This window comes from Streptomyces sp. NPDC094448, from assembly GCF_044763775.1.
Lineage (GTDB): Bacteria > Actinomycetota > Actinomycetes > Streptomycetales > Streptomycetaceae > Streptomyces.
Genome location: NZ_JBIWGU010000011.1, coordinates 199,091 through 218,291 on the forward strand (window position 1 = coordinate 199,091; position 19,201 = coordinate 218,291).

Here is a 19,201-nt window from a genome sequence, read left to right on the forward strand (position 1 = left end):
CGACTGCTCCCCTACACCGTACAAGGAGGTGCCCGTATGGCTGCTCCCGCCACTACGTCCGGGCCCGGCAAGACCCTCAAGCCATCCGGTGGACACCCCCAGCGCTGGCTGATCCTCGGCGTGATCTGTCTCGCCCAGCTCGTCGTCCTGATCGACAACACCGTGCTCAACGTCGCCATCCCCTCCCTCACCCGGGAACTGGACGCCTCGACCTCCGACGTCCAGTGGATGATCAACGCCTACTCGCTGGTCCAGTCCGGACTGCTGCTCACCGCGGGCAACGCCGCCGACCGCTACGGCCGGAAGAAGATGCTCCTGTCCGGGCTCGTCCTCTTCGGCGCCGGGTCGCTGGCGGCCGGGCTCTCCCAGACCTCCGCCCAGCTCATCGCCGCCCGCGCCGGCATGGGCGTCGGCGGCGCGCTGCTGCTCACCACGACCCTCGCCGTCATCGTCCAGATCTTCGACGACACCGAGCGGATCAAGGCCATCGGCATCTGGTCGACCGTCAGCTCCCTCGGGTTCGCCTGCGGTCCGCTGCTGGGCGGGTTCATGCTCGACCACTTCTGGTGGGGCGCCATCTTCCTGATTAACCTGCCGGTGGCCGCGCTCGGGCTGTTCGCCGTCGCCGCCCTGGTGCCGGAGTCCAAGAATCCGCAGGGTGACCGGCCCGATTTGGCGGGCGCGGTGCTCTCCACCATCGGTATGACCGCCGCCGTCTACGCGATCATCTCCGGGCCCGACCACGGCTGGACCTCCGCCGAGGTGCTGATCGCCGCCGTGACCGGCATCGCGGTGCTGGCGGCGTTCGTGGTCTGGGAGCTGAGGATCCCGTACCCCATGCTCGACATGCACTTCTTCCGCAACCGGCGCTTCGTCGGGGCGGTCGCGGGTGCGATCCTCGTCGCCTTCGGGATGACCGGCTCCCTCTTCCTGCTCACCCAGCACCTCCAGTTCGTCCTCGGGTACGACGCCCTGGACGCCGGGTTGCGCACGGCCCCGCTCGCCCTCGCGGTCGTCCTCGTCAACCTCAGCGGGGCCGGTGCCAGGCTGGTGCTGAAGATCGGTACGCCCGCGGCCATCGCCCTCGGCATGACCCTGGTCTCGGCCGGGCTGGCGGCCATCGCCCTGCTGGGCGGGGACGGATACGGCGGAATGCTGCTGGGACTGGTCGTCATGGGTACGGGCGTCGCCCTGTCGATGCCCGCCATGGCCAACGCCATCATGAGCGCCATACCGCCGGAGAAGGCCGGGGTCGGTGCCGGGATCAACGGCACGCTCGCCGAATTCGGCAACGGCCTCGGGGTCGCCGTCCTCGGTGCCGTCCTCAACGCCCGGTTCGCCGCCTTGGTCCCGGCCGCGGTGGGAGCCGCGTCCCTGCCCGCCGCGCTCGCCGCAGCCGACGGCGAGGCCGAACGGGCCGCGGTCGGAGACGCCTTCGCCACGGGCCTGGAGACCAGCCAGCTCGTCGGCGCGATCGCCGTGCTCCTGGGCGGACTGCTGGCCGCCCTGCTGCTCCGGCGCGCCGAGCGCCGGGACGGAGACGGGGCCGGGGCCGGGGCAGCGGATGGTGCCGGAGCCGCGGTGGCTCCCGCCGAGGGCGCGCCGCAGTGACGGGGTCCGCTCCAGCGGGCTTCCGCGGCTGACGGGGTTCCCTTACTGCGGCCGTGCGCGCCGTACCGGGCACTCCCGGACACCCGTGCGGCCGCGCCCGGACCTCCACGCGTCACCCGTCCCGTGCCGCATACCATCGAAGAAGGCGAGGACGGACGGTGGAGCGTCGCACCGCCGGGGTCCCGGCTCCGATGGTGGACGCCCTGGAGAGCAAGGAGGCGGCACGATGGTGAGCGCGGCCGACCGTACGGAAAATCCCGAACGATCCGGGCAGGCCGGGCAGGCCGGAGCGCCCGCCGGGGGAGCCGGGGACGCCGGGGGACCCGCTCCTGCCCGCGGACGCCGGTCCGGCAGCGGCGCGAGCGCCGAGGGCGCCAGGGGTGCCAAGGGTGCCGAGAGCGGTGTCAGCAGCGTACGGACCAGTGTCTGGCAGGCCGGCGGACGTCCCGAGCGCGGCCGCCGGTCGGCGCAGCCCGCCTCCCTCGACCGCCGGAAGATCGTGGACACGGCGGTACGGCTGCTGGATGCCGAAGGCGCCGCCAAGTTCTCCATGCGACGGCTCGCCGCCGAACTCGACGTCACCGCCATGTCCGTCTACTGGTACGTCGACAACAAGGACGACCTCCTCGAATACGCCCTCGACGCGGTCTACGGCGGTGTCCGGCTCCCCGATGTCTCCGACCCCACCGAGTGGCGCGAGCAGCTCCGTACCCTCGCCACCGAGTACCGGGGCCTTCTCGTCCGCCATCCCTGGACCGCCGGTCTCGTCGGTCACTTCCTCAATATCGGGCCGAACTCGGTGTCCTTCGTCCTCGCCGCCCACCAGGCCGTCAGGAACGCCGGATTGCCGCCCGAAGGGCAGATCGCCGGTTTCGCCGCCATCTACCAGTTCGTCTACGGCTTCGGCACCATCGAGGGGAAGTTCGTCGCCCATTGCGCCACCGCCGGAATCTCCGAGGACGAGTACGTCGCCCGTGCCATGGGCACCGTCAACGCTCTTCCGGAACTCAGCGAGTACGCGGAGGCCGCGGCCGAGATGATGGACGCGCGCGGCGGCACCACCGTGGCCGAAATGCGGGACCGGGACTTCGACTTCGCCCTGGAGATGATCCTGGCGGGGGTCGAGGCGATGGTGGCCCGCGCCGGCCGGGCGGGTTGACCGGGGCCGGGACCCGGCCGGTCCGTCAGCCCGTCGTGGTTCCGGCCGGGGTCACGGCCGGCTCCGGCGCGCTCTCGGTGTCGGCGTCGGTGTCGGCGTCGGTGTCGGTGTCACCGGTGACCGTACGGGACTTGAGCGGCACCTCCTTGATGAACGCCGTCACCACCAGAGCCAGCAGGGCGAACGGCGCCGAGTAGAGGAAGACATCCGCGACCCCGTTCCCGTACGCGCTCTCCAGCACCGACCGGACCGGCTCCGGCACCAGGTCGAGATCGGGGATCCCGCCCCCGGCCGTCGCACGCTGCCCGGCCGCCGCGCCCTCGGGTCCCAGGGCGCGCAGCCCGTCCTCCACATAGCCCGTGACCCGGGTACCGAGGATCGCGCCGAGGGCGGAGACCCCGATCGCACCGCCCAGGGAGCGGAAGAAGGTGACGACCGAGGAGGCCGCGCCGAGGTCCGCCGCGGTGACCTGGTTCTGGGTGCACAGCACGAGGTTCTGCATCGTCATGCCGATGCCCAGACCGAGGACGGCCATAAAGAGTGCCGTGTGCCAGTAGGGGGTGTCGTGGCGGATGGTGCCCAGCAGACCGAGCCCCGCCGTCGTCAGCATGCCGCCCGCGAGCAGCCACCCCTTCCACCGGCCGGTCCGGGTGATCAGCTTTCCGGAGACGGTGGAGGAGAGGAACAGCCCCGCGATCATCGGAATCGTGGCCACGCCCGACATGGTCGGTGACAGTCCGCGGGCCAGCTGGAAGTACTGGCTGAAGAAGACCGTGCCCGCGAACATCGCGACGCCGACGAAGAGGGAGGCGGCGGAGGCGAGGGAGATGGTCCGGTTGCGGAAGAGCCGCAGCGGGATGATCGGCTCGTCCGCCCTGGACTCCACGTACAGGAAGACCGCGGTCAGCAGCGCCGTACCGCCGAGCATCGCGAACGTCTGCCAGGACGCCCAGGCGTAGCTGTCACCGGCGAACGTCACCCAGATCAGCAGCAGCGACACCGCGGCGCTGATCAGCGTCGCTCCCGCCCAGTCGACCTTCACGTCCCGCTTCACGACCGGCAGCCGCAGGGTCTTCTGGAGGACGGCCAGGGCGAGCAGCGCGAACGGCACCCCGACGTAGAAGCACCAGCGCCAGCCGAGCCAGTCGGTATCGGTGATCACCCCGCCCAGCAGCGGACCGCCGACCGTTGCGATCGCGAAGGTGGCGCCGAGGTAGCCGCTGTAGCGGCCGCGTTCCCGGGGCGCGATCATCGCGGCCATGATGATCTGCGCCAGCGCGCTCAGACCGCCGACGCCGATGCCCTGCACCACCCGGCAGGCGATCAGCGCGCCGGTGCTGCCCGCGAGGCCGGCCAGCAGGGAGCCCGCTATCCAGATCAGCAGGGCTATCTGCACCAGCAGCTTCTTGCTGACCAGATCGGCGAGCTTGCCCCAGAGCGGGGTGGTCGCCGTCATCGACAGCAGGGCCGCGGTGACGACCCAGGTATAGGCGCTCTGGCCGCCGCCGAGATCCGTGATGATCTGCGGCAGCGCGTTGGAGATGATCGTCGACGACAGGATGGCGACGAACATACCGATCAGCAGTCCGGAGAGTGCCTCCATGATCTGCCGGTGGGTCATCGGAGCGGTGCCGTCGGCCTCCGTTCCGGCCCGCTGAGAGGTCACAGCCATGTCCGTCCGGTCCGTCCTTCGGGGTGGGGTGGGTGGAGAGGTGTTCGATACGGGGGAGTCGCGCGGGTACGGCGAGTTGTGCGGGTGCGGGGAGTCACGCGGGAGTGCGCCGCGGTACGGCCTCCGGGAGTCCGGTCCGCCGCGACGGCTCCGGGTGCTCCGGCCGCTTCTCCCCCACCGGTGGTCCGGTCCGTTCCCGCGGCTCCCCGGTGAAGGAGTGCCGCAGCCGTTCGAGCATCCCGATCAGGTCGCCGATCTCCCCGTCGGACCACTCCGCGAGCTGCCGCGACAACAGCACCGCACTCCGCTGGTGCAGCTCGCGGAGCTTGGCGGTGCCCGAGGGGGTGAGCCGGAGCAGCCTGGAGCGGCGGTCGCCGGGATCGGGGGCGCGCTCCACCCAGCCCCGGTCCACCGTGTGGGCCACATGCCTGCTGGTCACCGACATATCGACGGCGAGCAGCTCCGACAGCCTGCTCATCCTCATCTCGCCGTGCCGGTGGAGCAGGGACAGCGTTGCCGCGGGCCCCGACGGACAGTCGGCGGGCAGCGCCCGCAGCAGACCGCGGCGGAGCGCGCCGATGGAGTTGAGCTGGCGGGCCAGTTCCGCGTAAAGGGTCTCGGCGGCCATGGCCCGGATCCTCCCCAGAGTAGTTGTTGCTTAGAGCAACCATAAAGTGGATGGTTGCTCAAGGCAAACGAAAAGGGGGCTTGCAGAAGTAAAGGGATGCTCAAGGAATCACCGGGTACCGGCCGGGCGTCGGCCGGGTTTTGGCCTGCGCCTGGGTTCTGGCTTGGGTTCGGGCTGGGGCTGGGGTTCGGGCCGGCGTGCGGCGGGGTGGCCGGGCCGGGGCTTGGGCCGTCATCGGGGGTTCGCTAGGGTCGGGACCCATGGCACACAACCCCCAAGTTCCGCACGGCCAGGGCCCCGAGGGCACGCACGACCCCGCGGGCAGTACCCAGATGTTCCGTGCGTTCGTGGACGAGGACGCACCGCGGACCGGCGGTCGCCGGGCCGCCGCCGCCGAGCGTTCCGGACCGCCGGTCGGACTGATCGCCGGAGTGGTGATCGGGCTGCTGGTCCTCGGCGGCGTCGTCTGGCTCGCCCTCTCCTGATCCGCGGCGCCGGTCCCTGAGCCACGGCGGCCGGTCTCAGGACCAGTGGGCCCGGACGTCCCGGGTCTCGATGCGCATGCCCGGCGGTACGCGCCACGCGTCCACGCACACGGTGTACGTCTCCGATCTGGCCGCGCCCGCCGCGATCGGTGCCGGGAGCGGCTGCCGCGTGGTGACGGTGGCCCAGTCGATGCCGAGTGCGCCGATGATGTGCGTGCCGAAGGTCACCGTGCCCGAAGCGGCCGCCCTGCCACCGGTGTTGTGGAACTGGACCGTCACCCGCTCGCACCAGCGCCGGTCCATGGGCGCCCGGGCGGGGGCACCGGTCGTGATCACCGCCGGGCCCGCGGGCGGCTTCGCACCGGGCGGCGGGACGGTGGGCGGGCTGGAACCGGGTGGCTTCGGGCCGCCGGGGCCGGAACCGCCGGGCCGGTCGGGCCCGTTGGGTCGATCGGGTCCGTTGGGCCCGTCGGGGCCTTCGGGCGTGGTCGGGGGGCCGGTGGGCGGAGCCGTACCGCCGCCCGTGCTCCCTTCCGTACCACCGGATACGGATTCCCGGTCCGATGGTGACGGCACCGACGGAAGGCCGGCGCCCGGGGCGCTGGAGGAAGGCGACGGTGTCGCAGCGGACGAGGCGGCGGAATCCGCGGACCGCGGCCGGGCGCCACCGGCCACAGGGGTTCCGGTCGGCTCCAGGGGGAGCAGGCTCACCCCGCCTTTCGGCGGAACCACACCCTCCGGGGCGCCGGACGCGCTCTCGGGGCCGATCGGGCCGACCGCCGCGTAACCGTCGTCGTCTCCGCTTCCGCACGCCGCGGTGAACGCCCCGCCCAGACAGAGCGCCATCGCCGCGAGGACTGCCTTCTGGCGTCGTCGTCGCATCGGCTCAGTCTGACTGACGATCCGTCAGTAAGGAACCTGCGGGACCGGTCACGGCGCGGAACGGCCGGGATCGGCCGGTCCCGGCCGGCGGCGGAACGGATCGGGGCGAGGGCGCGTCCCGTGGACCGGGCCGGGGCCCGGCGGGATCCACCGGAGCCGGGCCGGGCGGTCAGTCGGCGGTCAGGCCCTGCCGAAGCTGCGCGAGCGTCCGGGTCAGCAGCCGGGAGACGTGCATCTGCGAAATGCCGACCTCCTCGCCGATCTGCGACTGCGTCATATTGGCGAAGAAGCGCAGCATGATGATCTGCCGCTCGCGGGGCGGCAGTTTGGCCAGCAGCGGCTTCAGCGATTCGCGGTACTCGACGCCCTCCAGCGCCGAGTCCTCGTACCCCAGCCGGTCGGCGAGCGAACCCTCGCCGCCGTCGTCCTCGGGGGAGGGCGAGTCCAGCGAGGAGGCGGTGTAGGCGTTGCCCACGGCGAGGCCGTCGACGACTTCCTCCTCCGACACCCCGAGCACCGCGGCCAGTTCGGGAACGGTCGGGGAGCGGTCGAGACGCTGGGACAGCTCGTCGCTCGCCTTGGTCAGCGCCAGCCGCAGCTCCTGGAGCCGGCGCGGCACCCGCACCGACCACGAAGTGTCGCGGAAGAAGCGCTTGATCTCCCCGACGACCGTCGGCATCGCGAACGTCGGGAACTCCACGCCCCGTTCGCAGTCGAACCGGTCGATCGCCTTGATCAGCCCGATCGTGCCGACCTGGACGATGTCCTCCATCGGTTCGTTGCGGCTGCGGAAACGGGCCGCCGCATAACGGACCAGGGGGAGGTTCAGCTCGATGAGAGTGTCGCGGACATAGGTGCGCTCCGGGCTCTCACCCGTCCCCTGGTTGTCCAGGGCGCGCAGCCGCAGAAACAGGGAGCGGGACAGCGTACGGGTGTCGATGGCGTCCGGCGCGGACGAGCCCCCGGCACTCGTGGTCCCGGACGTCCCGGGCGTCACGGCACCGAACTCGGCGCCCGCGTCCGGGCCGGAGCCGACCGGCGTGTCCGGAACCGGTGCCCCCGGCTCGGACAGTCCGGCGAGGTCCGTGAGCGCCTCCGGCATCGGCGTTGCGGTCGCTTCCGACGTGGACGCGGGCGTGAGCGTGAGCACCTTCGAGCTGCCCTGTTCTGCGGACATGCCACCCCCTTGAGGTCGCGGTCGGTCGCGGTGGCCGCGACCAACGGAGGAACGCAGCCTGCCCCTGAGATACCGGCGGGAAGGCTGCGGCAAACGCGTCTCCCGCAGAATGTCACATGTCGGCAACGCGCTGAAGTGACAAGTCGACAGTTGAGAAACGAATCGGCGCAGGAAGCGGGGGGTGCGCGGAAGGTGATCCGCGGGGCGGCCTCGTCCAGGTCTCTACCCGTTCCGGCTAGGCCTCGATCCTGTTTGCGGATCGCAATCGGGCGAAGCTCCGGGCGAGGAGTCTTGACACATGCATCTGTGAGACCCCCAGTTCCTGGCTGATCTGCGACTGCGTCAGGTTGCTGTAGTAACGGAGCATCAGGATCCGCTGCTCCCGTTCGGGCAGTTGTACGAGCAGATGCCGGACCAGATCGCGGTGTTCGACCCCCGTCAGCGCGGGGTCCTCGTACCCCAGCCGGTCGAGCAGCCCGGGGAGCCCGTCGCCTTCCTGGGCCGCTTCCAGGGAGGTCGCGTGGTAGGAGCGGCCCGCCTCGATACAGGCCAGCACCTCGTCCTCGCCGATCTTCAGCCGTTCGGCGATCTCGGCGGTGGTGGGGGTGCGGCCGTGGGCGGTGGTCAGGTCCTCGGTGGCGCCGTTGACCTGGACCCACAGCTCGTGGAGGCGGCGGGGGACGTGGACCGTGCGTACGTTGTCCCGGAAGTATCGTTTGATCTCGCCGACGACGGTGGGCATGGCGAAGGTGGGGAACTGGACCCCGCGGTCCGGGTCGAACCGGTCGATCGCGTTGATCAGCCCGATCGTGCCGACCTGGACGACGTCCTCCATGGGTTCGTTGCGGCTCCGGAAGCGGGCCGCGGCGTACCGCACCAGCGGCAGGTTCGCCTCGATGAGGGCGCCCCGGACACGGCCGTGCTCGGGGGTGCCGGGGACGAGGGACTTCAGCCGGCCGAAGAGCACCTGGGTCAGGGCACGGGTGTCGGCGCCGCGGCTGCTGCCGCCGCTGTTGCCGGGGGCGCGGCTGCCCGGCCCGCGTCCGGGTTCGGGGTCGCGTCCGGGGTCGGTTTCAGGTCCGGCTTCCGTACCTTCTCCCGTACCACTTGCTGAACCGCCTGCCGTACCGCCTGCCGTACCGCCTGCTGAACCGCCTGCCGGGCCGCTGTCTGCGCTGCCTTCCGTTTCGCCCGTACCGGACATCTCCCCCGGGGCATCCCGGGGCGCCGGGGGCTCGCCCGGGGCGCCGCCCTGCCCCGGAGCCGGAGCGGGCGTCCCTGTTCCCGTATCCGGCCGTGCCCGGGACGGCGGCGGGGGCGGCGTGACGGGCCCGGCGGGGTCCGGGGCGGGGTCCGGGGCCGGGGAGGGCTGCGGGGGAGAAGGAGGGGACGGGGACGGGGTCTGGGGCGGCGCCTGACGAGGCGCGGTACTGGCCGGCACGATGACGCCACCCCTTCGCGGTCAACTACGGTCAACTCATCCGTCAAAAGCGGTCATAGCATCACAAGACATGTCCACTGTGTGCAAGCACCTGATAAAGCCGTGTTGAAGGCAAGTTGGGGTCCAAACCTTAAAAAGCCCCTTGCCTCAGAGGCAAGGGGCGTCGGAATATCGCGTGGCGGGGGGTGCGCGGCCCGGCAGCGGGCCGGATGCAGTTCAGAACTCGTAGTCGGCGATCACCCAGGTGGCGAACTCCCGCCACTGTCCGGCGGCTGCCTGGTGCGCCGGGTGCTCCAGATAGCGCCGCAGTGCATCGCGGTCGGCCACGGCGCAGTTGATGGCGTAGTCGTAGGCGATCGGGCGGTCCGAGAAGTTCCAGGCGCACTCCCAGTGCGCGATCTCCGGCACCTGCCCGGCCAGGGCCTCGAACGCCGCCGCTCCGGCGGCGACCCGCGGCTCACTCCGTTCGACGCCCTCGTTCAGCTTGAACAGCACCAGATGACGGATCACGGTGACGGCTCCTCGGTGGTGATGGTGCGCCCGGGGCCGCTACGACCGACTCAGCTGACCAGCTCGGTCATGAAGTCGCCGACCGCCCGGGCCGAGTCCGATATGGCCTCGAAGCCTATCTGGACCAGGTCCGCGGCCTCCTCGGGATCGTTGATGATCGTGTACAGCACGAATACGATGACGAGATAGAACGCGATCTTCTGCGCCTGTGCCATTCGCTTCGCCTCCCCGGACCGTTCGCGTCGCAGTCGCGGAAGTCTAACCGAGCATTTATGGACCAAGGGCCCTGCGATGGGGGCCCTTTGCCGATCGGATACGAGCCTTCCGGGGTGGAGGATGGCAGAGAACCCGTTCGGATTTGGCAGGAATCCGGTCGGGAGCGCGACCGGTCCGCACTGCGGGACGTACGCGCCGCAGCTTCCCCCCGATCGCGGCGCGGCCCCGGCATACAGGGCGATCCGGTCCCCGCCGGGGGGAGCGGCTCTCCCCCGATGCCGCTTCCCCCGACCTTCTCCCCTTCCTTTTTTTTGCTTCTCTCAGGAAGGCAGGGCCGCCGGTGGGCGCACGGCTCACTGCCAGAAGATCTCCTCCACCACGATCTGCGGGTCCTCGGCACGTCCCACGAACGTGAACCGCAGCCAGCCCCTGCCGTGGTCGAAGTAGAGAATGTGGGCACCGAGCGGACGGCTGGACCGGGCGGGTTCCAGATAGAAGCCGTCCGGCAGGGCGTCCTGCGGCCGACAGGGGTTCCGAGCCGTGATGAGTTCGGCCATGCCGTCCCGGATCTGCTTTCGCACGTCATCGGGGAGACCGTCCCGGTAGGTACGGGCAGCCTCGACCCAGTCCGCCTGCCACGGCGGGCCCATGAAGCCCTCGGTCACCGGCCGGGCTCCGTCTGACGCGCGGTACGGCGGATGTGTCCGGCCTCCTCAAGAAGCGCCTTGGCCCGGTCGGCATCGGTGGCGTCCCGCGCCTCGTCCTCCAGGCGGTGCACCCGCTCTTCCAGGAGCGGATCGCGCGCGATGGCGTACTCGCCCCACCAGCGGGCCATGAAGGCGGGAACCGGGGCGATGTCGTACGTATCGGCGACGGCTCGCTTCCAGTGGGCGTCGAAATCGGCGAGCAGCTGCGGGGCGTGCTGGGAGATGGCCTCGCGCAGAGCCTTCGGCGTTCGCTCGGGCATGGGCGGGGGGCACGGTCCGCCCAGTGCGGCAGTGGTCATGAATACGCTCCTCGTCGGGCCGGGGCCCGCTCCGTGCGGCGATTCTCGGGTCAGCGTATCGCCGCCGGGTCGGTGGAACGCGAGGTTGGGAAACTCCCGGGTGCCACCCACCGGGGACGGTCATGGCCCGCCGGGGCCGTTGCCGCCTCTGCCGTTGCCTTCACTGCTGATGCACAGCACCCCCTGACTTGCGTTTCCGCAGTTCAGGGGGTGTGGGAGCGGTAGCGGAGGGATTTGAACCCTCGGTGACTTGCGCCACACTCGCTTTCGAGGCGAGCTCCTTCGGCCGCTCGGACACGCTACCGGGAGAGAGCTTAGCCCAAGGTGGGCCCTGCGCCGAAATCCTTTGGAGGGAGGGGGCCGGGGAGGCGTCCGGGAGGGCGTCAGCGGTTGCGGAAGAACGCCGTCAGGGCCGCGGAGCACTCGTCTTCCAGTACGCCCGCGATCACCTCCGGGCGGTGGTTGAGCCGGCGGTCGCGGACGAGGTCCCAGAGGGAGCCCGCCGCGCCCGCCTTCTCGTCGCGGGCGCCGTACACCACCCGGTCCAGCCGGGACTGGGTGATCGCCCCCGCGCACATGGTGCACGGCTCCAGCGTCACCACGAGCGTGCAGCCGGTCAGCCGCCAGCCGGGACGGCCCTCGGCGGCGCGGCGGATCGCCAGCACCTCGGCGTGGGCCGTGGGGTCGCCGGTCAGCTCGCGCTCGTTGTGGCCGGTGGCCAGCGTCCGGCCGTCGGCGTCGAGCACCAGCGCACCGACCGGGACATCGTCCGAGAGCGCCGCGCGGCCGGCCTCGGCGAGGGCGAGACGCATCGACGCTTCCCAGGGAGCCCGTACCGGATCCACTGCCGGACGGTGTACGGGCTCCCGCTCCGCGGGGACTGCCACTAGCGCACGGCCTCCAGCACCTCACCGGCACCGAGCGCGTCCGCGATCTCGGCGAGGGCGTCGGTGTCCAGGGCCAGCAGCTCGCGCTCCGGCACACCGAGGTCCTCCAGCAGACGGCTGTCGCCGACAGGGCCCGCCGGGACCGCGCCCTCGGAGCCGTGGCCGTCGTCGGCCGTCTCGGGCTCGCCCTCCTCGGTGCCGTCGAGGTCGAGTGCGTCGAGATCCCCGGCGGGGTCGTCGTCCTCTCCGCCGAGCACCTCCTTGGTCAGCATCTCCCCGTACGAGGAGCGGGCGGCCGCGGCCGCGTTCGAGACGTAGACCCGGGGGTCGTCCTCGCCGTCCACGCGCACGAGGCCGAACCAGGCGTCCTCCTGCTCGATGAAGACGACGACCGTCTCGTCGTTGGTGGCCTCTCGGGCGAGATCGGCCAGGTCGGACAGGGTCTCCACATCGTCGAGCTCTGTGTCGCTCGCTTCCCACCCGTCTTGAGTGCGCGCGAGCAGTGCGGCGAAGTACACCGTGACTCTCCCACTGTTCAGAGGTGTGACGACCGGTGGCGCGGCTTGGTGCCCCGCCCCATCGGAATCGTGGCAGAAACCCGGGCTCTGCGAGAGGTCTTCCGTCGTTGCGTCGGCCATCAGTTCTTTTTCCGCGCGCCATCGGAGTTACCCGGCGGCCATCGGGCTCACCCGGGCGGCGGTCACCAGCGGAAGGTCCGCATCCGCATCTGCTGGCGCATCCGGGCGGCCCGTGCCCGGCGGGGTCTGACCCGGTCCCGCAGGGCCTTCGCCTCGTTCAGTTCCCGCAGGAACGCGGCGCGGCGACGGCGGCGGGCCTCCTCCGATTCGGTGGCCCCGGGGCGAGCCGCGGTGCTCTCATCGGTGTTCTCGCCGGGGTTCTCGTGCGGTGCGGCACGCCCGGTCCCCTCCTTCTCGCCCTTCGCGCCCTTCGCGCTTTCCGGGTCCTTCGCGTCCTTCGGGTCCTTATCGATGTAGTGCTTCTCACACGGTGTCGCGCGTCCTTCGCGACCTGGCTCCGGCACGGGCCTCACCACCCAAGGGGTCTGCGTATGCCTCCACCTTCCCTCGCTCACCTCGATTGATGCGACCCGGCTACTGTGGAAGGCATGCGGATCCACGTTGTCGACCACCCGCTGGTGGCGCACAAGCTCACAACGCTGCGCGACAGGCGCACCGACTCCCCCACCTTCCGGCGGCTCGCCGACGAGCTGGTCACCCTCCTCGCCTACGAGGCGACCCGTGACGTGCGGACGGAGCAGGTCGACATCGACACTCCGGTCACCAGGACGACCGGGGTCAAGCTCTCCCACCCCCGGCCGCTGGTCGTGCCCATCCTGCGGGCCGGGCTCGGCATGCTCGACGGCATGGTCCGGCTGCTGCCGACCGCCGAGGTGGGCTTCCTGGGGATGATCCGCAACGAGGAGACGCTGGAGGCGTCGACGTATGCGACGCGGATGCCGGAGGACCTGTCGGGGCGGCAGGTGTACGTCCTCGACCCGATGCTCGCCACGGGCGGCACGCTGGTCGCGGCGATCCGCGAGCTGATCGCGCGGGGCGCGGACGATGTCACCGCGGTCGTGCTGCTGGCGGCGCCCGAGGGTGTCGAGGTGATGGAGCGCGAGCTGGCGGGCGCGCCGGTGACGGTGGTCACGGCGGCGGTCGACGAGCAGCTGAACGAGCAGGGCTATATCGTCCCGGGCCTGGGCGACGCGGGCGACCGGATGTACGGCACGGCGGATTAGCCGCGGATCAGCCCCGAGGCCCGGCAGCCGGGCCTCTCGGGACCGGCCCTCTACAGGCAGGAAGAAGCGGGCCGGACCGGGTTGGCCAGGATGGTCAGGGCCTTGTCGGCGGATAGACGCGGGGCCAGAGTGGTGAAGGCCGTGCCGAGGATCAGGTCCACGTCCGCCGTGGTCCGGGTGTCCGTTCTGGTGGGGGCGCCCGGAAGCTGGGTGCCCAGGACCGAGAACGGGCCCTTCACGGCCCCGGGGGCACCGAGGAGGATGCCGGTGCCGGGGATCTTCTTGTCGTAGTCGGCGGTGGCGTTGCCGACCTTGCCGATGGTGAAGCCGCGGGCCTTCAGCTCCTCCGCCGCGGCCTTCGCCAGCCCGCCGCGCGGGGTCGCGTTGTAGACGTTCACGGTGATCTGAGCGGGCTTCAGGTTCACGGCCGGTTGAGGCGGCGGCGGTGCGGATGGGCCACCGTTCTTCGCCGGTACGCAGCCGGGCTTGCGGCCCGCGGTGGTCTTCTTCGCGGAGTCGCCGTCGAAGGCGTCGATGAGCTGGACCGTCCCCCAGCCCGCGAGGCCGAGGGCGACCACCGCGGCGACGGCCGCCGTGATGATCCTGCGGCGTTGGCGGGGACGGCGCATCCGGGGGTACTTATCGCCCGTGATGCGGTACTTTCCCCCCATCCCGGGAGGAGTCAGCATGCTCATGGGCGCAGCGTAGTGGGAGCGGGACGCTGTGCCTACAAGATGATCAACGGGTTGCGCCCGTACGGCCCCGGAATGAGCCCGAAAGGCTCAGTGCGCTGCCACGATCGGCCCCGTGACCGGGGGGCCGCGCGGGGGTCAGCCCAGTTCGAGGACGCGGGCGTGCAGCACCTGGCGCTGCTGGAGCGCGGCGCGGACCGCGCGGTGCAGGCCGTCCTCCAGATACAGATCGCCCTGCCACTTGACGACATGTGCGAAGAGGTCGCCGTAGAAGGTCGAGTCCTCCGCGAGGAGCGTCTCCAGATCGAGCTGCCCCTTGGTGGTGACGAGCTGGTCGAGGCGGACCGGGCGCGGGGCGACATCCGCCCACTGCCGGGTGGATTCCCGGCCATGGTCGGGGTAAGGCCGTCCGTTTCCGATGCGCTTGAAGATCACACGGAAAGCCTACCGGTCAAGCCCCTCCGGGCGCAGCCATGGCGGGCCGGTGCGATCCTGGGCGAAGGCTGACAAAGCAGAAATCCGGCGTGGAAATCGGGGTGCGAGATGGCCGACAGTGGTACGGAGCCGGATCCGGATCCTGTCCGGCGGATCGCCGGGGGGTACGTCACCGAGGGCCCCGCCCTGGAGTTGGGCGCGCTGCTGTGGGACGGCGTCTGCCGGGCGGACGCGCCCGTCCGGGTACCGCTCGCGACGCTCAACCGGCACGGTCTGGTCGCCGGGGCCACCGGCACCGGCAAGACGAAGACGCTCCAGCTGATCGCCGAGCAGCTGTCGGCGAACGGTGTGCCGGTCTTCCTGGCGGACATCAAGGGGGATGTGTCGGGGATCTCCGCCCCGGGCGAGCCCGGTGAGAAGGTCCGCGAGCGGGCCGCCGAGGTGGGACAGGAGTGGCGGGCGCAGGGTTTTCCCGTGGAGTTCTACGGGCTCGGGGGTATCGGTCCCGGCATTCCGGTCCGGGCCACGGTCACCGACTTCGGTCCCGTGCTGCTGGCGAAGGTCCTCGGGCTCAACCGGACGCAGGAGCAGTCCCTCGGTCTGGTCTTCCACTACGCGGACGGCAAGGGCCTGGAGCTGGACGATCTCAAGGATCTGCGGGCGGTGATCGCCTTCCTGGTGTCCGACGAGGGCAGGGCCGAGCTGAAGACGGTCGGCGGGCTGTCGGCGGCGACCGCCGGGGTGATCCTGCGCTCCGTCACCGTCTTCGAGCAGCAGGGCGCGGCCGGGTTCTTCGGGCTGCCGGAGTTCGGGACGGGTGAACTGCTGCGGACCGCGCCCGACGGGCGGGGTGTGGTCTCGGTGCTGGAGCTGGCGGCGGTCCGGGACCGGCCGCAGCTCTTCTCGACGTTCCTGATGTGGCTGCTGGCCGATCTCTTCCACGAGCTGCCGGAGGTCGGCGATCTCGACCGGCCGAAGCTGGTGTTCTTCTTCGACGAGGCGCATCTGCTCTTCACGGACGCGTCGAAGGCGTTCCTGGAGTCGATCACGCAGACCGTGAAGCTGATCCGGTCCAAGGGTGTCGGCGTCTTCTTCGTCACCCAGACCCCGAAGGACGTACCCGGTGATGTGCTGGCGCAGCTGGGGAACCGGGTGCAGCACGCGCTGCGGGCGTTCACCCCGGACGATGCCACCGCGCTGAAGGCGACGGTCCGGACCTTCCCGAAGTCGCCGTACGACCTGGAAGAGGTGCTGACCGGGCTGGGTACGGGCGAGGCGGTGGTGACGGTCCTCGGCGAGTCGGGGGCGCCGACGCCGGTCGCGGTCACCCGGCTGCGGGCGCCGGAGTCGCTGATGGGGCCGGTGGACGCGGCGGCGCTGGATGCGGCGGTGGCGGCGTCGCCGCTGTACGGGACGTATGCGCGGGCGGTCGACCGGGAGTCGGCGTACGAGAAGCTGAGCGCGCGGCCCGAACCCGTACCGCCCGCTCCGGAACAGGCTGCGGAACGGACTGCGGAAAGGGCGCCGGAGCACGGGCCGGAGGCCGTACCGCCGCGCGAGCAGGAGTCGCTGGTCGCGCAGGTCATGGGGAGCAGTGCCTTCAAGTCGCTGGCCCGCTCGGTGGGGACGCAGCTCGGGCGGGAGATCACCCGTTCCCTTTTCGGCACTTCCCGGCGGAGGCGCTGAACGACGCGCCTCCGCCGGGAAGCCTCAACGGAGCAGGCCCGGTGCTACTCGGTGACGACCGCGTGGCCGTCGCGCAGCCCGCCGCTACCGGACTGGCCGCCGTTCGGGCCGGCCGGGGTGACCGGCTTGGAGAGCGAGCTGATGTCGTGGGCGTAGGTGCCGACGGCGTTGGCGATGATGCCGATGTTGATCCCGAACGCCTTCATGCTGACGTTGTCAAGGTTGTCCCCGGCGCCGTGGTAGTTGGGGTCGTACGCGACCCCGGCCGTACCGCCGAACTTCGCCGCCTGCGCCTCGGTCTTCTTGACCTCGGCGCCGGTGAAGGTGCCGCCGGCCGGAATGCCGATCTCGATGAACGGGCCGTAGTCCGAGCGGCCGGAGAAGTCGGTGCCCTCGTGCGGGGTGCCGCGGCCGTCCAGGAACTTCTGCATATCGCGTTCGATCTGGGCGGAGCCCTCGGGGCCGGGGCCCGCGCCCACGCCGTCCGAGTCGTCACCGTCGTAGAGGAAGATGCCGTAGTTCGGCGAGGCGATCATGTCGAAGTTGAGGTACGCCTTGATCTCCTTCTTGCCGAGGGAGGTCAGGCTCGCGACATAGGCCTCGGAGCCGAGCAGGCCGTTCTCCTCGGCGCCCCACCAGGCGAAGCGGATCTTGTTGGTGGGCCGCTTCTCCGCCTTCGCCAGCTCCTCGGCGACCTCCAGCAGACCGGCCGAGCCGGAGCCGTTGTCGTTGATGCCCGCGCCCTCGGAGACGCTGTCGAGATGGGCGCCCAGCACCACCGTGTTGGCGGCGTTGCCGTGCTTGGTCTCGGCGATGACATTGCGGGTGGTACGGGTCTCCTGGAGCTGGCGGACGTCCAGGGTGACCCGGACCGGGCCGTTCGCCAGCTCGGCGGCGAACTTCTCGCCCTCCGCCAGGACGATGCCGCCGGTGGGGATCTTCACCCCGGCCGGGTCGCCCAGGGTGCCGCCCATGGAGCCTTCGATGTTGTTGAAGATCAGGGCGCCGATCGCGCCGGCGTCGGCGGCGGTGGCCTGCTTCTGCGCGAAGGTGCAGCCGCCGCGCTTGATCAGGGCGATCTTGCCGGTGTAGGTGCCGGAAGCGTAGTCGGCGGCCTCGCAGCCGGTGGTGGCGTCGGCCGGGACGGCAGCGAGGTCGGCGGTGATCCCGCCGACCGGGGTGGACTTGGTGTAGTCCATCGCCACGACCCCGACGGTGCGGGGCGAGGGGGAGACGACGGCGAGCGACTCGGCCTGCGTCTCGATGTAGGGGAACGTGAACGGCTGGTACGACACGTTGTAGCCGAGCTTCTTCAGCTCCTTGAACACATACGCCGCAGAGGCGTCGTATCCCAGGGACCCGGCGGCGCGATTGCCGGTGGTGTCGGATATCTGCTGGAACTTCTCCAGATGGTCGAAGGCATCGTCCGCGGACGACTTCTTGACCAGCTTGGCCGCCAGCTTTGCGGCGTTCGATGCGTCCCGCTGACCGGGCGTGTGGCGGTCGGCCGTGGCGGGGGACGCGGAGGCCAGCAGCAGCGGGGTCGCGAGTGCGGCGGCGGCCAGGGTGGCCACGGCTCTGCGACGGGTTGCCTTCACAGAGTTCCTTCCCGTAATGGACATGTCGAACGGGAAGCTAGCGGGGACGGAGTGTCCCTGGGAACGCCTGTGCCCCAACTCACTTCCCATGTCATGGCATTGCCATACTTCTCCTTTCCCTGAATGGCTTGTTTTTTGTGCCCGGGCGCGGAGGTTTCGCCCGAGTGGATGAGATGGGTGGGGGTGGGGGCGGTTGTGTCGCCGGATCGGCTACGACGCTTTCGCGGCTTTTGCCGCTCGTTTCATCTCCTGTTTGTGCGCCCGCACTTTGGCCAGGGATTCGGGGCCCGTGATGTCGGCGGCCGAGCGGTAGGAGCCCGCCATGCCGTAGTCCCCCGCGGCTTCGCGCCAGCCCGGGGGCCGGACCCCGAGCTGTTTGCCCAGCAGGGCCAGGAAGATCTTCGCCTTCTGCTCCCCGAAGCCGGGCAGCGCCTTGAGCCGGGCCAGCAGCTCGGGCCCGTCCGCGGCGCCCTGCCACAGGGCGGTGGCATCGCCGCCGTACTCGTCGACGAGATAGCGGCAGAGTGTCTGGATCCGCTGGGCCATGCTGCCCGGATAGCGGTGAACGGCCGGTTTCTGCTTCAGCAGCCCGGCGAAGGCCTCGGGGTCGTACGCGGCGATCTCCGCGGCGTCGAGATCGTCCCGGTCCATGCGCCGGGCGATGGTGTACGGGCCGGAGAACGCCCACTCCATCGGGACCTGCTGGTCGAGCAGCATGCCGACGAGCGTGGCGAGCGGGCTGCGGCTGAGCAGCGCGTCGGCCTCGGGCTGCTGGGCGAGGTGCAGCTCGGCGGCGGGGGTGTCGCTCCTGGGGCTCATGGTTCCGATGGTCACCCGGCCGACGGCGGCCCGCCAGCGGCGCGCCGCACCGCCCCGCTGCGGGTAAGCCTGCGGGTAAGGCTGCGGATACGGCACCGGGGCCCCGCCGCCGTGTACGGCGGGGCCCCGGTGGTCCGTGGCGGGGGCCTGCTCGCCCGGGGCGGCGGCCCCGGCTCTCAGTGGTAGTGGTTGTGGGTGGTCGGCAGGAGCTGGGCGTTCTTGAGGATGACCGCGTGCTCCAGGACGTCCTCCGCCGGATCGTCGATCTGGCCGATGGAGACCAGCGTCAGCTGGTGCCCGGTCCGGGTCTCGTCGGCGGCGGCCTGCTGGGCGGGGACGGTGCCCGCGAGCGCCGTCGTGCCCAGCACGGTCAGCAGCAGCCGGGTCCGCCGTGCCCCGCTGCCCCGGTTCCCCTGCCCCGTACGACGTGTCGCGCTGGTCATCTGTCCTCCGGCTGATGGGCCCGTCTCGGTCCGTTCACGGGGTGTATCCGCCGGACGGGCCTCCAGGTCACGGCGTACGAGCAGCCGAGCAC

General features: G+C 71.0%; 22 protein-coding genes and 1 tRNA gene. 5 read left to right on the forward strand and 18 right to left on the reverse strand.

From position 1 onward, the window contains the following. Window positions 1-36: 36 nt before the first annotated feature. The gene (locus tag ACIQ9E_RS22545; protein WP_403709664.1) at window positions 37-1,611 is read left to right on the forward strand and encodes a DHA2 family efflux MFS transporter permease subunit; all 1,575 of its coding nucleotides are present in this window, start codon (window positions 37-39) and stop codon (window positions 1,609-1,611) included. Window positions 1,612-1,837: 226 nt separating this feature from the next. After that, window positions 1,838-2,770 (forward strand): TetR/AcrR family transcriptional regulator, encoded by a 933-nt coding sequence (locus ACIQ9E_RS22550; protein WP_403709666.1) that lies wholly within the window; start codon window positions 1,838-1,840, stop codon window positions 2,768-2,770. 25 nt (window positions 2,771-2,795) lie between these two features. On the opposite strand, the gene ACIQ9E_RS22555 is transcribed toward ACIQ9E_RS22550, so the two are convergent. Both ACIQ9E_RS22555 and ACIQ9E_RS22560 read right to left on the reverse strand, forming a co-directional pair. Then, window positions 2,796-4,442 carry an MDR family MFS transporter gene (locus ACIQ9E_RS22555; protein WP_403709668.1) on the reverse strand — a complete coding sequence of 549 codons (1,647 nt, stop codon included), beginning with the start codon at window positions 4,440-4,442 and terminating at the stop codon, window positions 2,796-2,798. 94 nt (window positions 4,443-4,536) lie between these two features. Then, entirely contained in the window at window positions 4,537-5,070 is a 534-nt protein-coding gene (locus tag ACIQ9E_RS22560) for a MarR family winged helix-turn-helix transcriptional regulator (RefSeq protein ID WP_403709670.1), read from the reverse strand. 260 nt (window positions 5,071-5,330) lie between these two features. On the opposite strand from ACIQ9E_RS22560, the gene ACIQ9E_RS22565 reads away from it, so the two are divergent. After that, window positions 5,331-5,555, forward strand: a complete 225-nt coding sequence (locus ACIQ9E_RS22565) for a hypothetical protein (protein WP_403709672.1) — start codon at window positions 5,331-5,333, stop codon at window positions 5,553-5,555. A 36-nt stretch (window positions 5,556-5,591) separates the two neighbouring features. Here the strand turns inward: ACIQ9E_RS22565 and ACIQ9E_RS22570 are convergent, their stop codons facing one another. The 11 genes from ACIQ9E_RS22570 to ACIQ9E_RS22620 form a co-directional block, all read right to left on the reverse strand. Further along, window positions 5,592-6,437 (reverse strand): hypothetical protein, encoded by an 846-nt coding sequence (locus tag ACIQ9E_RS22570; protein ID WP_403709674.1) that lies wholly within the window; start codon window positions 6,435-6,437, stop codon window positions 5,592-5,594. Window positions 6,438-6,606: 169 nt separating this feature from the next. Next, window positions 6,607-7,614, reverse strand: a complete 1,008-nt coding sequence (locus ACIQ9E_RS22575) for an RNA polymerase sigma factor SigF (protein ID WP_403709676.1) — start codon at window positions 7,612-7,614, stop codon at window positions 6,607-6,609. Between the two features lie 235 nt (window positions 7,615-7,849). Continuing rightward, on the reverse strand, window positions 7,850-8,818 hold the full coding sequence (locus tag ACIQ9E_RS22580) for an RNA polymerase sigma factor SigF (RefSeq protein WP_403709678.1): 969 nt from the start codon (window positions 8,816-8,818) through the stop codon (window positions 7,850-7,852). Window positions 8,819-9,271: 453 nt separating this feature from the next. Beyond that, window positions 9,272-9,565, reverse strand: a complete 294-nt coding sequence (locus tag ACIQ9E_RS22585; protein WP_403709680.1) for a Dabb family protein — start codon at window positions 9,563-9,565, stop codon at window positions 9,272-9,274. A gap of 50 nt (window positions 9,566-9,615) precedes the next feature. Beyond that, window positions 9,616-9,780 (reverse strand): hypothetical protein, encoded by a 165-nt coding sequence (locus ACIQ9E_RS22590; RefSeq protein WP_403709682.1) that lies wholly within the window; start codon window positions 9,778-9,780, stop codon window positions 9,616-9,618. Window positions 9,781-10,134: 354 nt separating this feature from the next. Next, window positions 10,135-10,446: a hypothetical protein gene (locus ACIQ9E_RS22595; RefSeq protein ID WP_403709685.1), complete on the reverse strand. Its 312-nt coding sequence runs from the start codon at window positions 10,444-10,446 to the stop codon at window positions 10,135-10,137. Continuing rightward, window positions 10,443-10,787, reverse strand: coding sequence for a hypothetical protein (locus ACIQ9E_RS22600; RefSeq protein WP_403709687.1), 345 nt, complete (start codon window positions 10,785-10,787; stop codon window positions 10,443-10,445). Before ACIQ9E_RS22600 ends, ACIQ9E_RS22595 begins: the two co-directional genes overlap by 4 nt. 219 nt (window positions 10,788-11,006) lie before the next feature. Continuing rightward, window positions 11,007-11,091: transfer RNA gene (locus ACIQ9E_RS22605), tRNA-Ser, on the reverse strand. A gap of 79 nt (window positions 11,092-11,170) precedes the next feature. Next, complete coding sequence (gene tadA, locus ACIQ9E_RS22610; RefSeq protein WP_006348178.1) at window positions 11,171-11,599, reverse strand: tRNA adenosine(34) deaminase TadA; 429 nt, start codon at window positions 11,597-11,599, stop codon at window positions 11,171-11,173. Window positions 11,600-11,673: 74 nt separating this feature from the next. Continuing rightward, complete coding sequence (locus tag ACIQ9E_RS22615; RefSeq protein ID WP_403709689.1) at window positions 11,674-12,192, reverse strand: hypothetical protein; 519 nt, start codon at window positions 12,190-12,192, stop codon at window positions 11,674-11,676. Between the two features lie 182 nt (window positions 12,193-12,374). Next, complete coding sequence (locus ACIQ9E_RS22620; RefSeq protein ID WP_403709861.1) at window positions 12,375-12,665, reverse strand: hypothetical protein; 291 nt, start codon at window positions 12,663-12,665, stop codon at window positions 12,375-12,377. Window positions 12,666-12,800: 135 nt separating this feature from the next. Between ACIQ9E_RS22620 and upp the strand changes: the two genes are divergently transcribed. Further along, window positions 12,801-13,436 (forward strand): uracil phosphoribosyltransferase, encoded by a 636-nt coding sequence (gene upp / locus ACIQ9E_RS22625; RefSeq protein WP_403709691.1) that lies wholly within the window; start codon window positions 12,801-12,803, stop codon window positions 13,434-13,436. A 50-nt stretch (window positions 13,437-13,486) separates the two neighbouring features. Here the strand turns inward: upp and ACIQ9E_RS22630 are convergent, their stop codons facing one another. Together ACIQ9E_RS22630 and ACIQ9E_RS22635 are read right to left on the reverse strand one after the other, a co-directional pair. Continuing rightward, a complete protein-coding gene (locus ACIQ9E_RS22630; protein ID WP_403709693.1) occupies window positions 13,487-14,131 on the reverse strand; it encodes a LytR C-terminal domain-containing protein in 645 nt (214 codons plus the stop codon). A gap of 135 nt (window positions 14,132-14,266) precedes the next feature. After that, entirely contained in the window at window positions 14,267-14,563 is a 297-nt protein-coding gene (locus ACIQ9E_RS22635) for a type II toxin-antitoxin system VapB family antitoxin (RefSeq protein WP_003955420.1), read from the reverse strand. Between the two features lie 108 nt (window positions 14,564-14,671). Between ACIQ9E_RS22635 and ACIQ9E_RS22640 the strand changes: the two genes are divergently transcribed. Next, window positions 14,672-16,249, forward strand: coding sequence for a helicase HerA-like domain-containing protein (locus ACIQ9E_RS22640; RefSeq protein ID WP_403709695.1), 1,578 nt, complete (start codon window positions 14,672-14,674; stop codon window positions 16,247-16,249). A gap of 44 nt (window positions 16,250-16,293) precedes the next feature. Here the strand turns inward: ACIQ9E_RS22640 and ACIQ9E_RS22645 are convergent, their stop codons facing one another. The 3 genes from ACIQ9E_RS22645 to ACIQ9E_RS22655 all read right to left on the reverse strand — a co-directional run bounded on the left by ACIQ9E_RS22645 (window position 16,294) and on the right by ACIQ9E_RS22655 (window position 19,109). Next, complete coding sequence (locus ACIQ9E_RS22645) at window positions 16,294-17,823, reverse strand: M28 family metallopeptidase (protein WP_403709863.1); 1,530 nt, start codon at window positions 17,821-17,823, stop codon at window positions 16,294-16,296. Between the two features lie 234 nt (window positions 17,824-18,057). After that, window positions 18,058-18,666: an HhH-GPD-type base excision DNA repair protein gene (locus ACIQ9E_RS22650; RefSeq protein WP_403709697.1), complete on the reverse strand. Its 609-nt coding sequence runs from the start codon at window positions 18,664-18,666 to the stop codon at window positions 18,058-18,060. A gap of 176 nt (window positions 18,667-18,842) precedes the next feature. Next, the gene (locus ACIQ9E_RS22655; RefSeq protein WP_403709699.1) at window positions 18,843-19,109 is read right to left on the reverse strand and encodes a hypothetical protein; all 267 of its coding nucleotides are present in this window, start codon (window positions 19,107-19,109) and stop codon (window positions 18,843-18,845) included. Window positions 19,110-19,201 lie beyond the last annotated feature (92 nt).